15 protein-coding genes are annotated in these 16,850 nt (G+C 72.3%); 7 read left to right on the top strand and 8 right to left on the bottom strand.

Going from position 1 to position 16,850, the window contains the following annotated elements; genetic code table 11:
- Positions 1-9 precede the first annotated feature (9 nt).
- From ACQPWZ_RS29200 to ACQPWZ_RS29180, 5 genes are all read left to right on the top strand, one after another.
- The gene (locus tag ACQPWZ_RS29200) at positions 10-801 is read left to right on the top strand and encodes an SDR family oxidoreductase (RefSeq protein ID WP_433572789.1); all 792 of its coding nucleotides are present in this window, start codon (positions 10-12) and stop codon (positions 799-801) included.
- A 242-nt stretch (positions 802-1,043) separates the two neighbouring features.
- Positions 1,044-1,532, top strand: coding sequence for an NUDIX hydrolase (locus tag ACQPWZ_RS29195; RefSeq protein WP_327678780.1), 489 nt, complete (start codon positions 1,044-1,046; stop codon positions 1,530-1,532).
- A gap of 117 nt (positions 1,533-1,649) precedes the next feature.
- A complete protein-coding gene (locus ACQPWZ_RS29190; protein ID WP_356703761.1) occupies positions 1,650-2,384 on the top strand; it encodes an SIR2 family NAD-dependent protein deacylase in 735 nt (244 codons plus the stop codon).
- A gap of 265 nt (positions 2,385-2,649) precedes the next feature.
- The gene (locus ACQPWZ_RS29185; RefSeq protein ID WP_340476259.1) at positions 2,650-3,387 is read left to right on the top strand and encodes a DUF6333 family protein; all 738 of its coding nucleotides are present in this window, start codon (positions 2,650-2,652) and stop codon (positions 3,385-3,387) included.
- 416 nt (positions 3,388-3,803) lie between these two features.
- Positions 3,804-5,915: a hypothetical protein gene (locus ACQPWZ_RS29180; protein ID WP_433572788.1), complete on the top strand. Its 2,112-nt coding sequence runs from the start codon at positions 3,804-3,806 to the stop codon at positions 5,913-5,915.
- A gap of 136 nt (positions 5,916-6,051) precedes the next feature.
- Here the strand turns inward: ACQPWZ_RS29180 and ACQPWZ_RS29175 are convergent, their stop codons facing one another.
- The 4 genes from ACQPWZ_RS29175 to ACQPWZ_RS29160 all read right to left on the bottom strand — a co-directional run bounded on the left by ACQPWZ_RS29175 (position 6,052) and on the right by ACQPWZ_RS29160 (position 10,266).
- Positions 6,052-6,543 (bottom strand): methylated-DNA--[protein]-cysteine S-methyltransferase, encoded by a 492-nt coding sequence (locus ACQPWZ_RS29175; RefSeq protein WP_433572787.1) that lies wholly within the window; start codon positions 6,541-6,543, stop codon positions 6,052-6,054.
- 11 nt (positions 6,544-6,554) lie between these two features.
- Positions 6,555-8,030: an AlkA N-terminal domain-containing protein gene (locus tag ACQPWZ_RS29170; protein ID WP_340476256.1), complete on the bottom strand. Its 1,476-nt coding sequence runs from the start codon at positions 8,028-8,030 to the stop codon at positions 6,555-6,557.
- Positions 8,031-8,271: 241 nt separating this feature from the next.
- A complete protein-coding gene (locus ACQPWZ_RS29165; RefSeq protein WP_433572786.1) occupies positions 8,272-8,805 on the bottom strand; it encodes an O-acetyl-ADP-ribose deacetylase in 534 nt (177 codons plus the stop codon).
- A 42-nt stretch (positions 8,806-8,847) separates the two neighbouring features.
- The gene (locus tag ACQPWZ_RS29160) at positions 8,848-10,266 is read right to left on the bottom strand and encodes a phytoene desaturase family protein (RefSeq protein WP_433572785.1); all 1,419 of its coding nucleotides are present in this window, start codon (positions 10,264-10,266) and stop codon (positions 8,848-8,850) included.
- 107 nt (positions 10,267-10,373) lie between these two features.
- Between ACQPWZ_RS29160 and ACQPWZ_RS29155 the strand changes: the two genes are divergently transcribed.
- Positions 10,374-11,150: a nucleotidyltransferase domain-containing protein gene (locus ACQPWZ_RS29155; RefSeq protein ID WP_433573884.1), complete on the top strand. Its 777-nt coding sequence runs from the start codon at positions 10,374-10,376 to the stop codon at positions 11,148-11,150.
- A gap of 45 nt (positions 11,151-11,195) precedes the next feature.
- On the opposite strand, the gene ACQPWZ_RS29150 is transcribed toward ACQPWZ_RS29155, so the two are convergent.
- Positions 11,196-12,017, bottom strand: coding sequence for an inositol monophosphatase family protein (locus ACQPWZ_RS29150; RefSeq protein WP_433572784.1), 822 nt, complete (start codon positions 12,015-12,017; stop codon positions 11,196-11,198).
- Positions 12,018-12,058: 41 nt separating this feature from the next.
- Positions 12,059-13,843, bottom strand: a complete 1,785-nt coding sequence (locus tag ACQPWZ_RS29145; protein WP_433572783.1) for a gamma-glutamyltransferase family protein — start codon at positions 13,841-13,843, stop codon at positions 12,059-12,061.
- A gap of 163 nt (positions 13,844-14,006) precedes the next feature.
- Here ACQPWZ_RS29145 and ACQPWZ_RS29140 point away from each other — a divergent pair, with 163 nt between their 5' ends.
- Entirely contained in the window at positions 14,007-14,783 is a 777-nt protein-coding gene (locus ACQPWZ_RS29140) for a TIGR02569 family protein (RefSeq protein ID WP_433572782.1), read from the top strand.
- A 28-nt stretch (positions 14,784-14,811) separates the two neighbouring features.
- Here ACQPWZ_RS29140 and ACQPWZ_RS29135 read toward each other — a convergent pair whose 3' ends face one another.
- Together ACQPWZ_RS29135 and ACQPWZ_RS29130 are read right to left on the bottom strand one after the other, a co-directional pair.
- Positions 14,812-15,396 carry a TetR/AcrR family transcriptional regulator gene (locus tag ACQPWZ_RS29135; RefSeq protein WP_405573818.1) on the bottom strand — a complete coding sequence of 195 codons (585 nt, stop codon included), beginning with the start codon at positions 15,394-15,396 and terminating at the stop codon, positions 14,812-14,814.
- A 5-nt stretch (positions 15,397-15,401) separates the two neighbouring features.
- Positions 15,402-16,838 carry an amidase gene (locus ACQPWZ_RS29130; protein ID WP_340476249.1) on the bottom strand — a complete coding sequence of 479 codons (1,437 nt, stop codon included), beginning with the start codon at positions 16,836-16,838 and terminating at the stop codon, positions 15,402-15,404.
- Between the last annotated feature and the right edge of the window lie 12 nt (positions 16,839-16,850).

Genomic DNA, 16,850 nt, shown 5'->3' with positions numbered 1-16,850 from the left:
GAGAAGAAGATGGCATCGACGATTCTGGTCACCGGTGGTACGGGCACCCTGGGCCGGCACGTGATTCCGCTGCTGCTGGACGCCGGCTCCGAGGTCCGGGTCTTCAGCCGCCACGGCCGCGCGTCGGGGGACGGCGTCGACTACGTGACCGGTGATCTGGTCAAGGGCGAGGGCATCGAGGCCGCGGTGGACGGGGTCGACATCGTGCTGCACCTCGCGGGCGGGCCGAAGGGCGACGACGTGGCCGCCCGCCATCTGGTGCGGGCGGCGTCGGCGGCCGGGGTGCGGCACCTCGTCCTCATTTCGGTCATCGGGGCGGACAGGGTCCCGCTGGCGTGGCTCCGGTCGAAGCTGGCCGCGGAGCAGGCCGTGGCCGGGTCCGGGATTCCGTGGACGACGCTGCGGGCCGCACAGTTCCACGACCTGGCGCTGACCATGGCGGAGAAGATGGCCAAGCTGCCGGTGATCCCCGCTCCGGGCATGCGTCTCCAGCCGGTCGACTCCCGCGAGGTGGCCGCCCGCCTCGTGGAACTGACGCTCGGCGCCCCGGCCGGCCTGGTGCCGGACCTCGCGGGTCCCCAGGTCTGCACGATGGCCGACCTGCTCGGCGGCTACCTCCGGGCGTGCGGCCGGCGCCGGCCGATGCTGCCGGTCCGTATCCCGGGGAAGGCCGGCCGTTCCTACCGCGCCGGGGAGAACCTGTCGCTCGACGGGGCCGTCCAGGGGAAGCGCACCTGGGAGGAGTTCCTGGCGGAGCGGGTCGGCCGGAACCGGCCCCTGCACGGTGCGGACAAGAGCTGAGGCGCTCCGGCGCGGTGGCCCGCGAGCCGGGGGCGGTTCCGAAGGACAGGCCCGGCGGTCACGATCTAAGGGCTGTCCCGTAATCCCCGGTGGATCAGCGCGCGGCGTCAGATGCGGTGCATCGCAAGGCGAAGGGTCGTCCTCATACTGGGCGTATTCGGGCGATCCGACAACGCAGCGAGGGGCCGTAGCTGTCGTCGTGCGCCCGCCGGGGATTACGGGACAGCCCTTAGGCTTCCTGCGTGACTTCCGACTACTCCGCGTACATCGCCTCCCTCCCCCGCGTCCTCGTCGGCGCCGCCACGCTCTTCCTCGACGAGGAGGGCCGGGTGCTGATCGTCGAACCCAACTACCGCAAGGGCTGGGCACTTCCCGGCGGGACGGTCGAGTCGGACGACAACGAGACGCCCCGGCAGGCGGCCCGCCGGGAGACGCTGGAGGAGATCGGCCTCGATGTGCAGCCGGGGCGGCTGCTCGCGGTCGACTGGGTCCCGGGCGCGGGACGCCCGCCGATCATCGCCTATGTGTACGACGGCGGGGTGCTCAGCGAGTCCCGCCTCAAGGCGATCCGGCTCCAGGAGGAGGAGCTGCTGTCGTGGCGGCTGGTCGGCCGCGAGGAGATCCACACCTATCTGCTGGGCGAACTGGGCCACCGCGTGGTGGCTGCGCTCGACGTACTGGCCACGGGGGCGGGTGCGGTGGAACTGGAGGACGGCAGGCCGGCAGTCTGACGGGCTGCCCCGTGCGGCCGTGCGGCGAGCGGTTGGCGCGGCGAGCGGTTGGGCGTAGCCGCCCCGGCGCGGCAAAACCGGTTCGCTGTCGCAGGACCCGCTGCATAGGCTCGCCGTATGACTCTCGTCGCGATTCTCAGCGGCGCCGGGATCTCCACGGACTCCGGCATTCCCGACTACCGCGGGCCGGGCGGCCTGTGGCGGCGCGATCCGGAGGCCGAGAAGCTCGTCACGTACGACTACTACATGGCCGATCCGGACATCCGGCGCCGCGCCTGGCAGATGCGACGGGACAGCCCGACCTGGCGCGCACGTCCCAATGCCGCCCACCGTGCCGTCGCCGAGCTGGAGAAGCGGCCGGGGTTCGCGGTCCGGGTGATCACCCAGAACGTGGACGGGCTGCACCAGCTGGCGGGGATGCCCGACCGCAAGGTGCTCGAACTGCACGGCACGTCACGGTCGGTGGTGTGCACGGGCTGCCATCTGCGCTCCTCGATGGAGGACGCGCTGGCGCGGGTCGAGGCGGGCGAGGAGGATCCGTCCTGCCTGGCGTGCGGCGGGATTCTGAAGTCGGCGACGGTGATGTTCGGGCAGCGGCTCGACCCCCAGGTGCTGTCCGAGGCGATGGCGATCGCCAAGGCGAGCGAGATCTTCGTCGCGGTCGGCACGAGCCTTCAGGTGCAGCCTGCGGCGTCGCTCGCGGGGATCGCGGCCGAGCACGGCGCGCGTCTGTCGATCGTCAACGCGGACCCGACGCCGTACGACGAACTCGCCGACGAGTTGATCCGCGAGCCGATCGGTACGGCGCTGCCGAAGCTCCTCGCGGCGCTCCGGGGTCCGTCCGGAGGATGACTGAAGGCGCGGTCGGCCCTGCGGCGCCCGCCTCCGCCCGTCAGTGCGTGCGCCGGTTGCGTTCGGTTCGCGGAACTCACTCGGCACGCCGACGCCTTGGAGACCGCGCCCGGAGACACGCCGGCCGGCTCGCCGCGGACATGCGCCGGCCCGACAGTCCGCCCGAGCAACTCGCTACCGTGGCGCCCTTGACGCTCACCCCGCGCAAGGGCCGGGATTCTCGCGGCCCGTGCCGTGATCTTCCTGATATCCACGGAGGCAACCGATGACCGACAACGACTTCTGGGAGTATCCGCCCGAGCAGGCCATCGCTCAGCTCGGCGAGTTCAGGCTCACCCTCGTCGAGCCGCCCTTCCCTGCCGGCGAGGAGGCCCTGCCCCCGCATGACCCGGCGCGGGCACGGGAGTTCGCCGCCGCCTTCGGCACCATCGACACCGTGGTGGAGGAGGTGGACCGGATCGAGGCGACCGAGCGGTCTCCCTTCGCCACACGTGCCGACCTCGATCTGGTGGGTGTCGGGTGCTGGGGGACGGTGACCGAGATCAACGATCCTGCCCTGGTGTTCACCGGGGGCACCTTCCCCCTTGCCGAGCAGGCCGACGCGCTGTCCGAGCGTTTCCCCGGGGCGGTCGTCATCGGCTCGGCGACGATCGACCACAACCTGACCCACGGCGCCCATGTGATCCACCACCCGGACGGCGCGCGCCTGTTCGCCGCCGGGTGGAGCGGGGAGGGGGACTGGGATCTCCTCGGCACCCCGCAGGAGATCATCGACGCCTTCGGCATCTCCCCCGACGACCTGGCAGACAAGGACATCGAACTCGACGCCGCCCCCGGGTCGTTCGCCTGGGAAGGCCTGGTCCGGCTCGCTCTCCGGCGCACCGCCCCGCTGTTCCGCAAGGGCCGCACTCTCTCCGTGTTCCGCGTCCGGCACACCGAAGAGGCCACCGGCGATCTGGAGGACACCTGGATCGGCGAGCTCGGGGAGTTCGATGAGTTCTGACCGTAACAATCGCGAAACAGCCCCCACTTGTCGGGGACATGCCGCACAAAAACCCGGGCCCCTCGGCCACCACACCCCTAGTGTGAGCAACTGGCGGCGCACACGGACCAGTTGACATCGGAGCCCCCTTGGTGCCGCGCAACTCTCCCAGTGACAACGGGGGTTCCAACGGGGAGAAAGCCAGTGATCACTCAGACACCTCGACCTGCGCGTCATCGGCGTGTGTGGGCGCGCTTAGCGATCGCCTTCACCGCCGCGGGAACCCTGACCCTGACGGGCCTGCCCGCCCTCGACGAGGCGCACGCCGCGAAGCCGCCCAACGTCAAGCCGATCCGGTGCGACGAGAAGTTCCTCAAGACGAAGCTTCCCTCGACGCCCGCCAACTCCGGGCCGCCGAACAGCCTTCCGTACGAGGCGTGGCCGAACGACGAGAACTACACCTACGACAACCCGCGAAGGCCTATGACGGGGTGCTGCCGCCGACCGACGCCCAGCGCGAGGCCGCCGGAACGGACTACCGCAAGTGGCAGCGTAAGTTCAACCGGACGAAGAACCCGGCCGACAAGGTCATGGAGATCTACGCCCGCTACAACAGCCAGTACAACAACCCGACGGGCTACAAGGACTTCAAGCGGTACCTCGACGTGCGCTACATCGGCGCACACGGCAACCCCCCGCGGGGCGAGGCGTTCGAGGCCCGCATGGTCAAGAAGTACAACATGGTCGGTCCCGACTGGTGGTGCCAGGACGTCATCGAGTACACCGACCCGGAGACCGGCGAGAAGCGCTACCGCGTCGTCGACATGCACAACCGCCGGACCGAGCGCAAGGTCGAGGCGAAGTCGAACGGCAGGATCGAGAGCGACCAGCTCAAGGCGGACCGGCAGATCGCCAAGGAGAAGCCGAAGTCGACGTTCCGGTACCTCACCGGAGCGCGGACCGAGGACTCGACGAGGGCCAAGATCAAGCAGTTCGACGACGACCTCAAGCGGGACCGGGGCACCGACCGCACCCAGGCCGGGGTCAACGAGCGCCGGTCGAACGCCATCGAGCGCACACAGAAGCCGAACGTCTACACCAACTACGACAAGCGCTTCAACCCCGATCCGCTCAAGGGCGGCCGGGGACCGATCATCGATCAGGCACTGCGGTCGGGGAAGACGCTCGAGGAAGCCCGCCGGCTTCAGGGGATGTACAACCAGAACAACGGCGGCGGCTACTTCAACCGCGGGCCGGGCGGCATCGACTTCTCCACCCTGGAGATCAACTACGTCGGCACCCCGGTCAAGGGCAAGGGCCTCGACTATTCGATGAAGGCCGACTACGTCAAGAACCCGGACGAGAACCCGGGCTACGGCGGTGACGCCAAGCTCCAGCTCGCCTCGGACGCCTTCTTCACCTGGCTCGCCCTGACCCCGGACAAGTTCTGGGTCAACCTCAACCCGATCCGTCCCGACGTGATCATGGACAAGGAGTTCGCGAAGACCGACGCCGGGCGCATCCTGCTGGAGGCCGACCTGACCCTCAAGCACGACTACGCGGATGCGATGAACCCCGACAAGTACGAGCGCGGGGAGCGCTTCTGGCGCGCGGCCCCCCGTACCCCGGAAGGCATGCCGTGTCTGCCGGTCATCCGTCAGTGGATCACCCCGAAGCCCGCGAAGATCCGGGAGCAGGACGGCGGCATCTACATCCTGGACGCGCCGCTCAAGGTCAACATGGAGGTCCCCACCGGACCCGATGTGCCGCCCGGCAACTGCAAGCTCACCGAGGCGCAGACCAAGCAGGCCGAGAACCTGATCCTCACGATGATCCAGCCGGAGCTCGAACGCCGCGTCAACGACGACACGTCCTACGTCGACCTGCGCCGCGTGTACTCCTCGCGGGTGGCGGCCGAGTACATCCGCCGCCAGGACGCGGTCAGCCCCACCGACTTCCGCAAGATCATCAACAGCAACGATGTGAAGCGGTGGCCGCTCAGGGGCGAGAACAAGGACTGGGACAAGAAGACCGTCTACGACAGTTACGTCCACTCGTTCAAGAACGGTGACTACAAGTTCGAGCGCGTCTACGACGGCAAGGTGTGGATCCTGTCCATGGGCGGGGTCGACTTCTCCAAGGCGCCGAAGAAGAACATCACCCGCACGCAGTTCAACACCCAGCACCGCGGCCTGGACAAGACCACCAGGACATCGGTCCAGAGCGAGGTGACCTACCAGGACAGTGAGACCGCCTACTTCGGCGGAAGCACCTCCGATCAGCAAACCAGCCCGGAGGACCCGAAGCCGACGCCGACACCGACCGGCCCGGACGACCCGAAGCCGACCGACCCGCCGTCGACCCCGGCACCCGACCCGTCCACGCCCGGCGGTGACACGACTCCGCCGGCCAAGGACCCGGACGGCGACCTCGCCGACACCGGAAACAGCACTCCCGTCGGCCTGATCGCCGCCGTGGCTGCCGCGCTCGCCGTCGCGGGCGGCGGGCTGACGTGGTGGATGCGACGCCGCAGGGCCTCAGGCAGCTAGGGCCTGTCGTTGGGATGAGGGCCTGAGCGGGGCGCGGCCCGGCCCGTCCGACGGGGCCCTCGCGCACATGACTGTCCCCCGCACCCGAGGTCAGGGTGCGGGGGACAGTCATGTCGTGGGGGCGGGCGGAGAGGCCCTAGAACAGGGCGCCCTCCGCGCCGCGTTCGTGGGCGAGCAGCCGCTGCTTGCGGTCCAGCCCGCCGCCGTAACCGATGAGACTGCCCGAGGCGCCGATCACCCGGTGGCACGGGACGATGATCGACACCGGGTTCTTGCCGTTGGCGAGCCCCACGGCCCGTGAGGCGCTCGCCTTGCCGAGCTGCTCGGCGAGTTCGCCGTACGTCCGCGTCTCGCCGTACGGGATCTTCAACAGCAGGTCCCAGACGCTCCGCTGGAAGGGGGTGCCTTCCAGCCGGACCGGCACGTCGAACTCGGCCAGTTCGCCGGCGAAGTACGCGTCCAGCTGTCTGATCGTGTCACCGAACGGGGCCGGGTCCTCCTCACCGAACGTCTCCTCGCCGGGGCGGTGGCGCTGATCGGTCATGTAGAGGCCGCTCAGCATGCCGTCGGTGGCGACGAGCGTCAGCGGGCCGTAGGGGCTGTCGACCACCGTGTACTGCTTGGTCATGAGGAAACTCCTTACGCGGGAAGGCGGTTGACGGGGTGGTCGCCGGTCGCCCACAGGTGCTGGACGGCATAGGCGCGCCAGGGGCGCCAGGCCGCGGCGCGTGCGGTGAGGGCGGCCGGGGTGACGGGCAGGCCGAGTCCGGCCGCCGCGTGGCGGACTCCGAGGTCGCCCGGCAGGAAGGCGTCCGGGTCACCGAGGGCCCGCATGGCGATCGTCTCGACCGTCCACGGCCCGAACCCGGGCAGGGCGGTCAGCTCCGCCCGGGCCTGGTCCCAGTCGCTGTCGACGCCCAGCCGGAGCGAGCCGTCGGCCAGCGCCCCGACCAGCGTGGTCAGCGTGGTGCGACGGCTGCGGGGCAGTGCCAGGGACTCGGGGTCGAGCGCCGCGAGGGCTTCGGAGGACGGGAAGAGATGGGTGAGGCCACCTTCCGGGTCCTCGACCGTCTCACCGTGCGCGAGGACCAGTCGGCCCGCGTGCGTACGGGCCGCGGCCGTGGAGACCTGCTGGCCGAGCACGGCCCGTACGGCGAACTCCGCCGCGTCGACGGTGCGCGGCACCCGGCGCCCGGGTGCCTTGTCGACGAGGGGCGCGAGCAGGGGATCGGTCCGCAGCTGGTCGTCGACCGCGACGGGGTCGGCGTCCAGGTCGAGCATCCAGCGGCAGCGGCTGATGGCGATGGTGAGATCGCGCGGGTCGGTCAGCGACAGCCGGCAGGCGATGTGGTCGGGACGGGGGGTGAGGGCGACGACGCCGTGGCCGTGCGGAAGCCGCAGGGTGCGCCGGTAGGCACCGTCCCGCCACTCCTCGACGCCGGGCACGGCCGTGGCCACGAGGTGCCCGAAGAGATTGCTCGGATCGAGCGGCGCCCGGTACGGCAGCCTGAGCGCGATGACTCCCGGCGTCTGCGGCGGGGCGGTCGTACTGCGGGCGGCGCGGGTGCGCAGGTCACCGGGTGCGAGCGCGAAGACCTCACGGACGGTGTCGTTGAAGGTGCGGATCGAGGAGAAGCCGGCCGCGAAGGCGACCTCGGCCATCGGAAGGCCCGTCGTCTCGATCAGGACGCGCGCGGTCTGCGCGCGCTGGGCCCGGGCGAGGGCAAGAGGGCCCGCACCCAGCTCCGCGAGGAGCTGCCGCTCGATCTGGCGGGTGGAGTACCCGAGGCGGGCGGCGAGGCCCGGGACGCCCTCACGGTCGACGACCCCGTCCCGGATCAGGCGCATGGCACGGGCCACCGAGTCCGCGCGGGCGTTCCATTCGGGAGAGCCGGGCGTGGTGTCGGGGCGGCAGCGCTTGCAAGCACGGAAACCCGCCTGCTGGCAGGCGGCGGCGCTCGGGTAGAAGGTCATGTTCTCGACCTTCGGCGGCACCACCGGGCAGCTGGGACGGCAGTAGATCCGCGTCGTCAGGACGGCCGTGAAGAACCAGCCGTCGAATCGGGCGTCCTTCGACCGGACGGCGCGCACGCAGCGCTCAGTGTCGGTGTGCATGGGTCAAGCATCGTGCACAGGCAGTGCCGAAGCTGGCGAGAAAACGACATCAGCCTTGAGCTGCCAGGACCGGGCCCAGGTCGAACCGTACCTGTGCCCGGGCCGTGCCCGAGCCGGGGCTTCAGCCGCTCAACGCCAGGATCACGGCGCCCCACCCTCGGAGACCGGGACCGCCATGCCCCGCCTGCACGGCAGGGCCGCGCCGATACCCCCTCGGGAGCCGCCGCCGGATCGCGAGGGATCACCCCTCCGCGGCCAGCACCGCGGCGAACTCCTCGTACGCGCGGTCGTCGAACAGCACGAACCGCACCTCCGCGACCGGTGGGCCCGCCTCGGCCCGGACCGTGTGAACGGCGATCCGGGCCCCGTCGTCCATCGGCCAGCCGTAGATGCCCGTCGAGATGGCCGGGAAGGCCACGGTGCCCGCCCCCAACTCCCGCGCCACGCGCAGCGATTCGCGATAGCAGGAGGCGAGGAGGCCGCTGCGGTCCTGCTCCCGTGACCACACCGGACCGACGGTGTGGATCACATGTCCGGCGGGCAGATGGCCCGCGGTGGTGGCGACCGCCTGGCCGGTCGGCAGGCCCTTGCCGTAGTGCGAGGCACGCAGGTCACGGCACTCCGCGAGGATCGCCGGGCCGCCGCGGCGGTGGATGGCGCCGTCGACACCGCCGCCGCCGAGGAGCGAGGAGTTGGCCGCGTTGACGACGGCGTCGACCTGCTGCTCGGTGATGTCCCCGCGGACGAGCACGATCTTCGGCTGCTGCTGTGTCATACGTCCATCATCCGCCCGCGCGCCCGCCGCCGCGTGGCCTCCTCAGCGTGCACCCCGCAGCCGGCGCCACACGGCCTTGGCCGCGTGGTGACCCGACATCCCATGGACCCCCGGACCCGGCGGGGTCGCCGACGAGCAGAGGAACACGGCGGGGTGCGCGGTCGCGTACGGGACGCGGGCGAGCTTGGGCCGGAGGATCGTCTGGAGGCCGGCGAAGGCACCGCAGGCGATGTCCCCGCCGATGTAGTTGGCGTTGCGCGCGGCCAGTTCGGGAGGGCCGGCGACCGCGCGGGCGAGCACGAGATCGCGGAAACCGGGTGCGAAGCGCTCCAGTTGGCGCTCGATCGCCTCGGTGGCGTCCCCGTCCCAGCCGGCCGGCACATGGCCGTACGCCCACAGGACGTGCTTGCCGGCAGGCGCCCGTGAGGAGTCGATGAGGCTCGGCTGTGCCGTGATGAGGAACGGCTTGTCGGGCTGACGGCCGTGCAGAGCCGCGCCGAGCGCCGCCTCGATCTCGCCTGCCGTGGGGCCGATGTGCACCGTCCCGGCGCTGCGGGCCTCCCTCGCGGTCCACGGCATGGGGCCGGAGAGCGCGTAGTCGATCTTGAACGCGGCGGGGCCGTAGCGGTAGTGCTCGTACGCATTGCCGAGGCCCGCGATACGGGCGAGGGCGGTCGGTGAGGTGTCGAAGATGTACGCGCGGGCCGGGGGCAGCTCGTCGAGGCGCTTGACCTCGGCGCCGGTGTGGATCGTGCCGCCCTGGTCGCGCAGATACGCGGCGAGGGCGTCGGAGATCGACTGCGAGCCGCCGCGGGGCACCGGCCAGCCCTTGGCATGGGCGGCGAGCGCGAACAGCATCGCGATGCCCGCCGTCGCGATGCCGCTGGTCGGCGCGATGGCATGGGCGGCCAGCCCGGCGAACAGACCGCGGGCCTTTTCGCCCTGGAACCGGCGCGCGACCCATGACGCGGGCTGGATCGCGGTCGTCCCGAAGCGGGCGAAGCGGTAGGGGTCCCGGGGCAGCCCGTCCCAGGGCGTGCGCAGGAAGTCGGCGGCCATCGTGTCCCAGTGCCCGATGTACGGCGCGACCAGCCGGCGGTAGGTCCCCGCGTCCCCGGCCCCCAGCGACATGGCGCTCTCTCCCACCGAGCGGCTCAGCACGGCGGCCGTGCCGTCCGGGAAGGGGTGCGCCAGCGGCAGTTCGGGCTGCAGCCACTCCAGGCCGAACCGCCCGAGCGGCATGTCCGCGAAGGCGGGCGAACCGACGCCGAGCGGGTGGACGGCGGAGCAGGGGTCGTGGCGGAAGCCGGGGAGGGTGAGCTCCTCGGTCCTGGCTCCCCCGCCGACGGTGTCGAGGGCTTCGAACACCGCCACGGAGTGGCCACGGCGGGCCAGTTCGACGGCGGCGGTCAGTCCGTTGGGGCCCGCCCCCACGACGACGGCATCGAGCATCGACGGCACCTTCGGACTCCTTTGTCAGCCGATGGCCAGGAGCCCCAGGATATTCCGCAGCGCCGCCGGTGGTGCCCTGGGTAGGGTCCGGTGCCGTGAACAACGTGATCGAGGCGATGTCCGCGCAGCTCATGACCGTCGCAGGGGTACGCGCCGTGGCACTCGGCGGAAGCCGTGCCCGGGGTACGCACCGGCCCGACTCCGATTGGGATCTCGGCGTTTACTACCGGGGTTCGGTGGACGTCGCGGCACTGGCCGCGCTGGCGACGGAGGCGACGGGCCACCCGGTCGAGGTGGCAGGGCCGGGCGGGTGGGGACCGTGGGTCGACGGCGGGGCGTGGCTGGTCGTCGACGGCACGCCCGTGGACTGGATCCTGCGGGATCTGGACCGGGTGGAGCGCGTCTGGGCGGAGTGCCTCGCCGGCCGCTACGAAACGGGCATGCAGCCGGGGCACCCGCTGGGGTTCTGGTCGCCCGCGTACGCCGGGGAAGTGGCGCTGTGCCGCGTACTGGCCGATACGGACGGCGAGTTGACGGCGCTGCGGAAGGAGACGCAGGTGTACCCGCAGGCGCTGCGGGAGGCCCTGATCCGCGCCTCGTGGGAGGCGGAGTTCTCGGTGGCGGCAGCGGCGAAGTCGGTGAGCACCGGGGACGCACTGCATCAGTCGCTGTGCCTGTCCCGCGCGATGGGAATCCTGGTCCAGTCCCTGCACGCCCACCACAGGGTGTGGTGCCTGAACGAGAAGGGCGCGCTGCCGGCGGCGGCGGCGATGCGGGACACACCGGAGGGGTTCGCGGAGGACGTGGCGAGGGTGCTGAAGGGGCTGGACGGGGCGGCGGTGGAGGCGGCGGCGAGTCTGGTGCGGGAGGTGAGGGCGGTGTTCGGGCAGTGACCGGTGCCGGGCCGGGCGACGCGGCGGGTGCCACCCTCGTCCCCCTCAGGTCGTCAGCAGCGCGCGGATCCTCCGGGCCACCGCGTCCGTCCTCGCCGACGTGAACGGCAGCGTGTTCCCGCCCGCTATGCGGAACCTCTCCCCCGCGACCGTCACGTCCGTGCCGCCCGCCTCCTCCACCAGCAGCAGTCCCGCCGCGTGGTCCCAGGCGTTCTCCCAGGAGAAGGCCACGCCGTCCAGATCACCGCGGGCGACCGACAGGTACTCCAGGCCCGCCGAGCCGCACGGGCGGGCGTCGACGCCGTCGACGTTCAGTCCGAGCAGGGCGCGCTTCTGGTCGGGGGTCGTGTAGTCGGGGTGGGACATCGCGACGCGCAGGACGGCGTCGGGGCCGGGCGAGCCCGCGCGGAGGGGGTCGCCGTTGAGGCGGGCGCCGCGGCCGCGGACCGCCGTCGCCATGTCGTCGCGGACGGGTGCGTACGTCCAGGACGCCAGCACCTTCCCGTGCTGCGCGAGCGCGACCAGTGTGCAGAAGCCGGGATCGCCGTGCACGAACTGGCGCGTGCCGTCGACGGGGTCGACGATCCACACGGGTGCGTCGCCCCGAAGCGCGTCGTACACGGCGGGATCCGCGTGCACCGCCTCCTCGCCGACCACGACCGAGCCGGGCAGCAGCGCCGTGAGGGAGGCGGTGAGGTGCTCCTCGGCCTGGCGGTCGGCCGTCGTCACCAGGTCGTGCGGGCCGGTCTTCTCGACGATTTCGTGTGCGGCGAGCTGGCGGTACCGCGGCATGATCTCGGCGGCGGCCGCCTTGCGGATCGCCTCCTCGACGTCGGACAGGTCACCGGCAACAAAGTCATCGATCATATGTCCAGCTAAGCACGGCCCTCTGACATCGGGCTGTCCTCTCAGCGTCCCACCGCGTAACCCTGCATTCCCCTCGGGTTCGCCCCGGCGGAAAGCACCCCGGTGCGCGGGTCCCGGGCGACGGCGCACAGCCGGCCTTCGGACCACGCGTCACCCACCGTGACGTCGTGGCCGCGCCGCCGCAGCTCCGCGATCACGTCGGGCCCGACGCGGGATTCGACCGTGACGCTGCCGGGTGACATGCCGCGCGGATAGAAGGAGCCGGGGAAGCTGTCGTTGTGCCAGTTGGGGGCGTCGATCGCGCCCTGGAGGTCGAGCCCGCCGCGTACGGCGGAGCCCAGCGCCACCGCCAGGAAGAAGTGCAGCTGCCACTGGTCCTGCTGGTCCCCGCCGGGCGTGCCGAAGGCCATCACCGGCTCGCCGTCACGCAGGGCGATCGAGGGCGTCAGGGTGGTGCGCGGCCGCCGGCCGGGGGTCAGGGAGTTGGGCAGTCCGGGGTCGAGCCAGGCCATCTGGAGGCGGGTGCCGAGGGGAAAACCCAGTTCGGGTACGACGGGGTTCGACTGGAGCCAGCCGCCGCTCGGAGTGGCGGCGACCATGTTGCCCCAGCGGTCGACGACGTCGATGTGGCAGGTGTCGCCGCTGCTCCTGCCGTCCTTGGCGACGGTCGGCTCGCCGACACCCATGGCGTCGTCACCGGCGTCCCCGGCCACGTCCGTGGCGTGCGGACCGAGCCGGGGCGTCCGGCCGCCGGGGCTGCCGGGCCGCAGTTCACGAGAGGCGCGCTCGCCGATCAGGGCGCGTCGTGCCGTGTTGTACGGCTGCGAGAGCAGGTCTTCCAGGGGCACGTCGTCGGCGTCCCCGTACCAGGCCTCCCGGTCGGCCATGGCGAGCTTGCAGCCCTCCACGAGCAGGTGGATGTACGCGGCGGAGCCGTACGGCGGCAGGTCGTCGGGGAGCAGCGCGAGCTGTTGCAGGAGCGCGGGTCCCTGGCTCCAGGGGCCCGCCTTGCACAGGGTCCAGCCGTTCCAGTCGTAGGTGACCGGTGCTTCGTGGGCGGCGGAGAAGGCGGCGAGGTCGGCGGCGGTCAGCGTGCCGGAGTGCCGTCGCCCGCTGGTGTCCATGGTGGGGCGGTCGGACTGCTTCAGCAGTGCCTCGGCGACGAAGCCTTCCCGCCACACCCGTCGCGCCGTCTCGATCTCGGCCACCCGTCCGCCGCCCGCGCTCTCGCTCTCGGTGACGAGCCGTCGCCAGGTCGCCGCGAGGGCGGGGTTGCGGAACAACTCGCCGGGCTCGGGGGCGCGGCCGCCCGGCAGATAGACGTCGGCGGACGAGGTCCACTCGGTCTCGAAGAGCTCGCGGACCACCTCCACGGTCGCCCCGACGCGCTCCACCGGCGGATGTCCGTCCTCGGCGTATCCGATCGCGTAACGCAGCACCTCGGCGAGGGACTTGGTGCCGTGGTCGCGCAACAGCACCATCCAGGCGTCGAACGCGCCGGGCACCGCGGCGGCCAGCGGCCCGGTGCCGGGCACCAGGTCCAGTCCGAGGGACCGGTAGTGGCCGATGGTGGCCCCGGCGGGTGCGGGCCCCTGTCCGCAGAGCACGCGTACGTCGCCGCCGGCCGGGGCGAGGAGGATGGGCACCTCGCCCGCGGGCCCGCACAGATGCGGCTCGACGACGTGCAGCACGAAGCCGGCGGCCACGGCCGCGTCGTAGGCGTTGCCACCGTCCTCGAGGACCGCCATCGCGGACTGCGAGGCGAGCCAGTGCGTGGACGAGACCATGCCGAACGTGCCCTGGAGGGTGGGCCGGGTGGTGAACATGGAGCCCCTTTCGCAGCAGTGGGCCGTACGCGGCCCCTTTCCGCCGGCCCGCCGCCCGTCGAGCGGTACGACCGGTCACCGAACCTGTGCGGCATCCCGAATTCACCGGGCGCGAGGCGGGAGTTCGGCATTCGTGCAGGCTAGTCGCCTACGCTGCGACGCCATGAGCCACTCCCCCGCCCCGCCCGCATCCGTCCTCACCGCGTTCGGAACCGCCGGCAGGCCGGCTCCCCTGCCCGGTGGCCAGGGTTCGGCGTGGCGGTCCGACGCGGTGGTGCTGAAGCCCGCCGCGACGGGACCCGAGACCTCGTGGCGCGCCGGGGTGCTGTGCCACCTCGCGGAGACCGGCGGCTTCCGGGTCGCGCGGCCGGTCGCGGCGGCCGACGGCTCCTGGTGCGCCGGCGGCTGGGAGGCGTGGCGCATGGTCGGCGGTTCGGCCGATCCGCACCGGCCCGACGACGTGATCCGCGCGGGCGAGGCGTTCCACGCGGCGGTGGCACACCTGCCCCGGCCGCGCTTCCTCGGCGTACGGGACAACGCCTGGTCACGGGCGGACCGGCTGGCGTGGGGCGAGAGCGAGGAGGGCCCGGACTTCCCGCTGCTGCGGCCCCTGCTGGCCGCGCGCCGTCCGGTCGCGGCGCCCGCGCAGATCGTGCACGGCGACCTGCTCGGCAATGTGCTCTTCGCGACCGACGCTCCCCCCGCGATCATCGACTGGCCGCCGTACTGGCGGCCGGCGTCCTGGGCCTCCGCGGTCGTCGCTGTCGACGCGCTGTGCTGGTGGGACGCCGATCCCGCGCTGCCGGAGCGCTGGTCGCACCTGCCCGACTGGACCCAACTGCTCGTGCGCGCACTGGTGTTCCGCATCGCCACGCATGCGACGCTCGACGCGACGCAGGAGAGCGCGTACCGCAAGGTCGTGGACCTGGTCCTCGGCTGACCGGAACGACGGGCCCTACGGACCCGACCTAGGGCCTGTCCGGGACGGCCGCGCCCCGCGCGAGCAGCAGCAGCGCGTCCACCAGGTCGTCGGCCGAGCTGCCCGTCGCGAGTCGGCGCAGCTGGAGGCCCATCACGAGGGCGACGGTCGTCGCCGCGAGCCGTTCGGCGTCGGGTACGCCGAGGCCCGTGAGGATCTGCGCCGCGAGCCGGTCGTACGCGGTGAACGCCTCGGCCGCCGCCTCCCGCAGCCGCTCGTCCCGTCCCGCCTCGACGTACAGCTCGAAGGGCGCGATGTGCGCGCTGTCGAAGGAGGTGCCGTCCGCGACCTGGCCTGCCAGGGACGCCGCGCCGCCGATGTCGATGCCCTCGCTCTGGCACTGGTCGGCGAGTTCGGTGAAGCGGCGGGTCTCCTCGCGCACGAAGTGCAGCAGGCTCTCCCGCAACAGGTCGTGCTGGGTCTCGAAGTGGTAGGTGACCGAGCCGAGCGAGACCCCGGCCTCCTTGGCTATCCGCCGGTTGGTGACCGCCGCGACACCGCCCTCTCCGATGATGTGCAGGACGGCGGCGATGATGCGCTGCCGGGTCGGCGCGGAGCGGGCGGCGTGGGACATGCCTCTCATTGTTCCACCGGGGTGCTCCTGGAGATCCCGGGGGCATGGGGACGCTTCTCGTACCAGCGCTGGTCGGCCTCCAGTTGGGCGGCGAGCGAGATGAGCGTCTCCTCGCTGCCGGCCGGACCGAGGAGCTGGGCGCCGACGGGCAGGCCGTCGGCGGTGAGGCCGGCGGGCACGTTGACGCCCGGCCAGCCGAGGACGTTCCAGGGCCAGGCGTAGGGGCACGCGGCCGCCATGACGGCGTTCGTCCGCCAGGCGCCCAGGTGGTCGAAGGTGCCGATGCGCGGGGGCGGGGTCGCGGTGGTCGGGGCGAGCACGACGTCGAACCCGCGCCCGTCGAAGATCTCGCCGATCCGTGCGTGCTGGCGGGCCTCACGGGCGCGGGCCGCGCGCACGACCCGGCCGCCGAGCCGCTTGCCGGAGCGCATCGCGCTGCGGGTACGCGGATCGAGCAGCGCCGGCTCGGGGTGCAGAGCGGCGACCTCCGCGACGCCGGCGGTGGCGCGCGGCACGAAGGAGAGGCCGATCAGGCCGTAGCGCGGCCGCGCCTCCTCGACATGGTGGCCGAGCCGGGCGAGCGCCTCGGCGATACCGGTGACCGCGCGCCGCACCTCGGGGTGGGGGCCGGTGCGGGTGAGGGTCAGCGGGGGCCGCCAGGCGAGCGCGATCCGCAGCCTGCCCGGTTCGCGGCGGGCGGCGGTGGAGGCATCGATCGCGTCCGGGCGGTGCAGATCCTCGGGGTGCGGGCCCTGCACGACGTCGAGCAGCAGGGCGGCGTCGGCCACGGTGCGGGCGAGCGGGCCGTTGACGGCGAGACCCTGGAAGGCGTCGGAGTACGGGTGCAGGGAGACACGGCCGCGCTGGGGCTTGATCCCCACCAGGTGCGTCCAGGCGGACGGGATGCGGATGGACCCGGCGCCGTCCGAGCCGAGGGCCGCGGGCACGAGCCCGGCGGCGACGGCGGCGGCCGAGCCGCCGGACGAGCCGCCCGGGGTGTGGTCGGTGGACCAGGGGTTGCGGGTGGCGCCGAAGGCGGGTCCCTCGGTGAACGGCCACTGGCCGAGTTCGCAGGAGTTGGTCTTGCCGACGATCACCGCTCCGGCCGCGCGCAGCCGGCGGGTCGCCTCACCGTCCGAACCCGCGGCGACGATGTCACCCTGACAGCCGAAGAGGGTGGGCAGTCCTGCCACGTCGGTGTCGTCCTTGACGGCGACCGGTACGCCGAGCAGCGGCAGCCTCTCCCCCGCGGCGAGCCGCCGGTCGGCCTCCCGGGCCTCGGCGAGTGCTTCCTCGGAGCGCACCCATCGGAAGGCGTTGATGGTGCCCTGACTTGCCTCGATGCGCTCGACGGCACGCGCCACAAGGGCCTCGGACGTGGTGTGGCCGTCCGCCAACTCGCTTACGTGTTCCGTCAGTCCGCCGAATTCGTCTGTGGACACGACCGCCCCGCC

This window comes from Streptomyces sp. CA-251247 (assembly GCF_050952975.1).
Taxonomy (GTDB): Bacteria; Actinomycetota; Actinomycetes; order Streptomycetales; family Streptomycetaceae; genus Streptomyces; species Streptomyces achmelvichensis.
Note: the sequence above shows the minus strand (reverse complement) of the source record. Positions and strands in the feature narration are given on the sequence as shown.

What these genes read in the sequence shown, in the direction of transcription:
- ACQPWZ_RS29200 (WP_433572789.1), top strand. Translation starts at nt 10, where the DNA reads ATGGCATCGACGATTCTGGTCACCGGTGGTACGGGCACCCTGGGCCGG.
- ACQPWZ_RS29190 (WP_356703761.1), top strand. Translation starts at nt 1,650, where the DNA reads ATGACTCTCGTCGCGATTCTCAGCGGCGCCGGGATCTCCACGGACTCC.
- ACQPWZ_RS29185 (WP_340476259.1), top strand. Translation starts at nt 2,650, where the DNA reads ATGACCGACAACGACTTCTGGGAGTATCCGCCCGAGCAGGCCATCGCT.
- ACQPWZ_RS29175 (WP_433572787.1), bottom strand. Translation starts at nt 6,543, where the DNA reads ATGACCAAGCAGTACACGGTGGTCGACAGCCCCTACGGCCCGCTGACG.
- ACQPWZ_RS29170 (WP_340476256.1), bottom strand. Translation starts at nt 8,030, where the DNA reads ATGCACACCGACACTGAGCGCTGCGTGCGCGCCGTCCGGTCGAAGGAC.
- ACQPWZ_RS29165 (WP_433572786.1), bottom strand. Translation starts at nt 8,805, where the DNA reads ATGACACAGCAGCAGCCGAAGATCGTGCTCGTCCGCGGGGACATCACC.
- ACQPWZ_RS29155 (WP_433573884.1), top strand. Translation starts at nt 10,374, where the DNA reads ATGTCCGCGCAGCTCATGACCGTCGCAGGGGTACGCGCCGTGGCACTC.
- ACQPWZ_RS29150 (WP_433572784.1), bottom strand. Translation starts at nt 12,017, where the DNA reads ATGATCGATGACTTTGTTGCCGGTGACCTGTCCGACGTCGAGGAGGCG.
- ACQPWZ_RS29145 (WP_433572783.1), bottom strand. Translation starts at nt 13,843, where the DNA reads ATGTTCACCACCCGGCCCACCCTCCAGGGCACGTTCGGCATGGTCTCG.
- ACQPWZ_RS29140 (WP_433572782.1), top strand. Translation starts at nt 14,007, where the DNA reads ATGAGCCACTCCCCCGCCCCGCCCGCATCCGTCCTCACCGCGTTCGGA.
- ACQPWZ_RS29135 (WP_405573818.1), bottom strand. Translation starts at nt 15,396, where the DNA reads ATGTCCCACGCCGCCCGCTCCGCGCCGACCCGGCAGCGCATCATCGCC.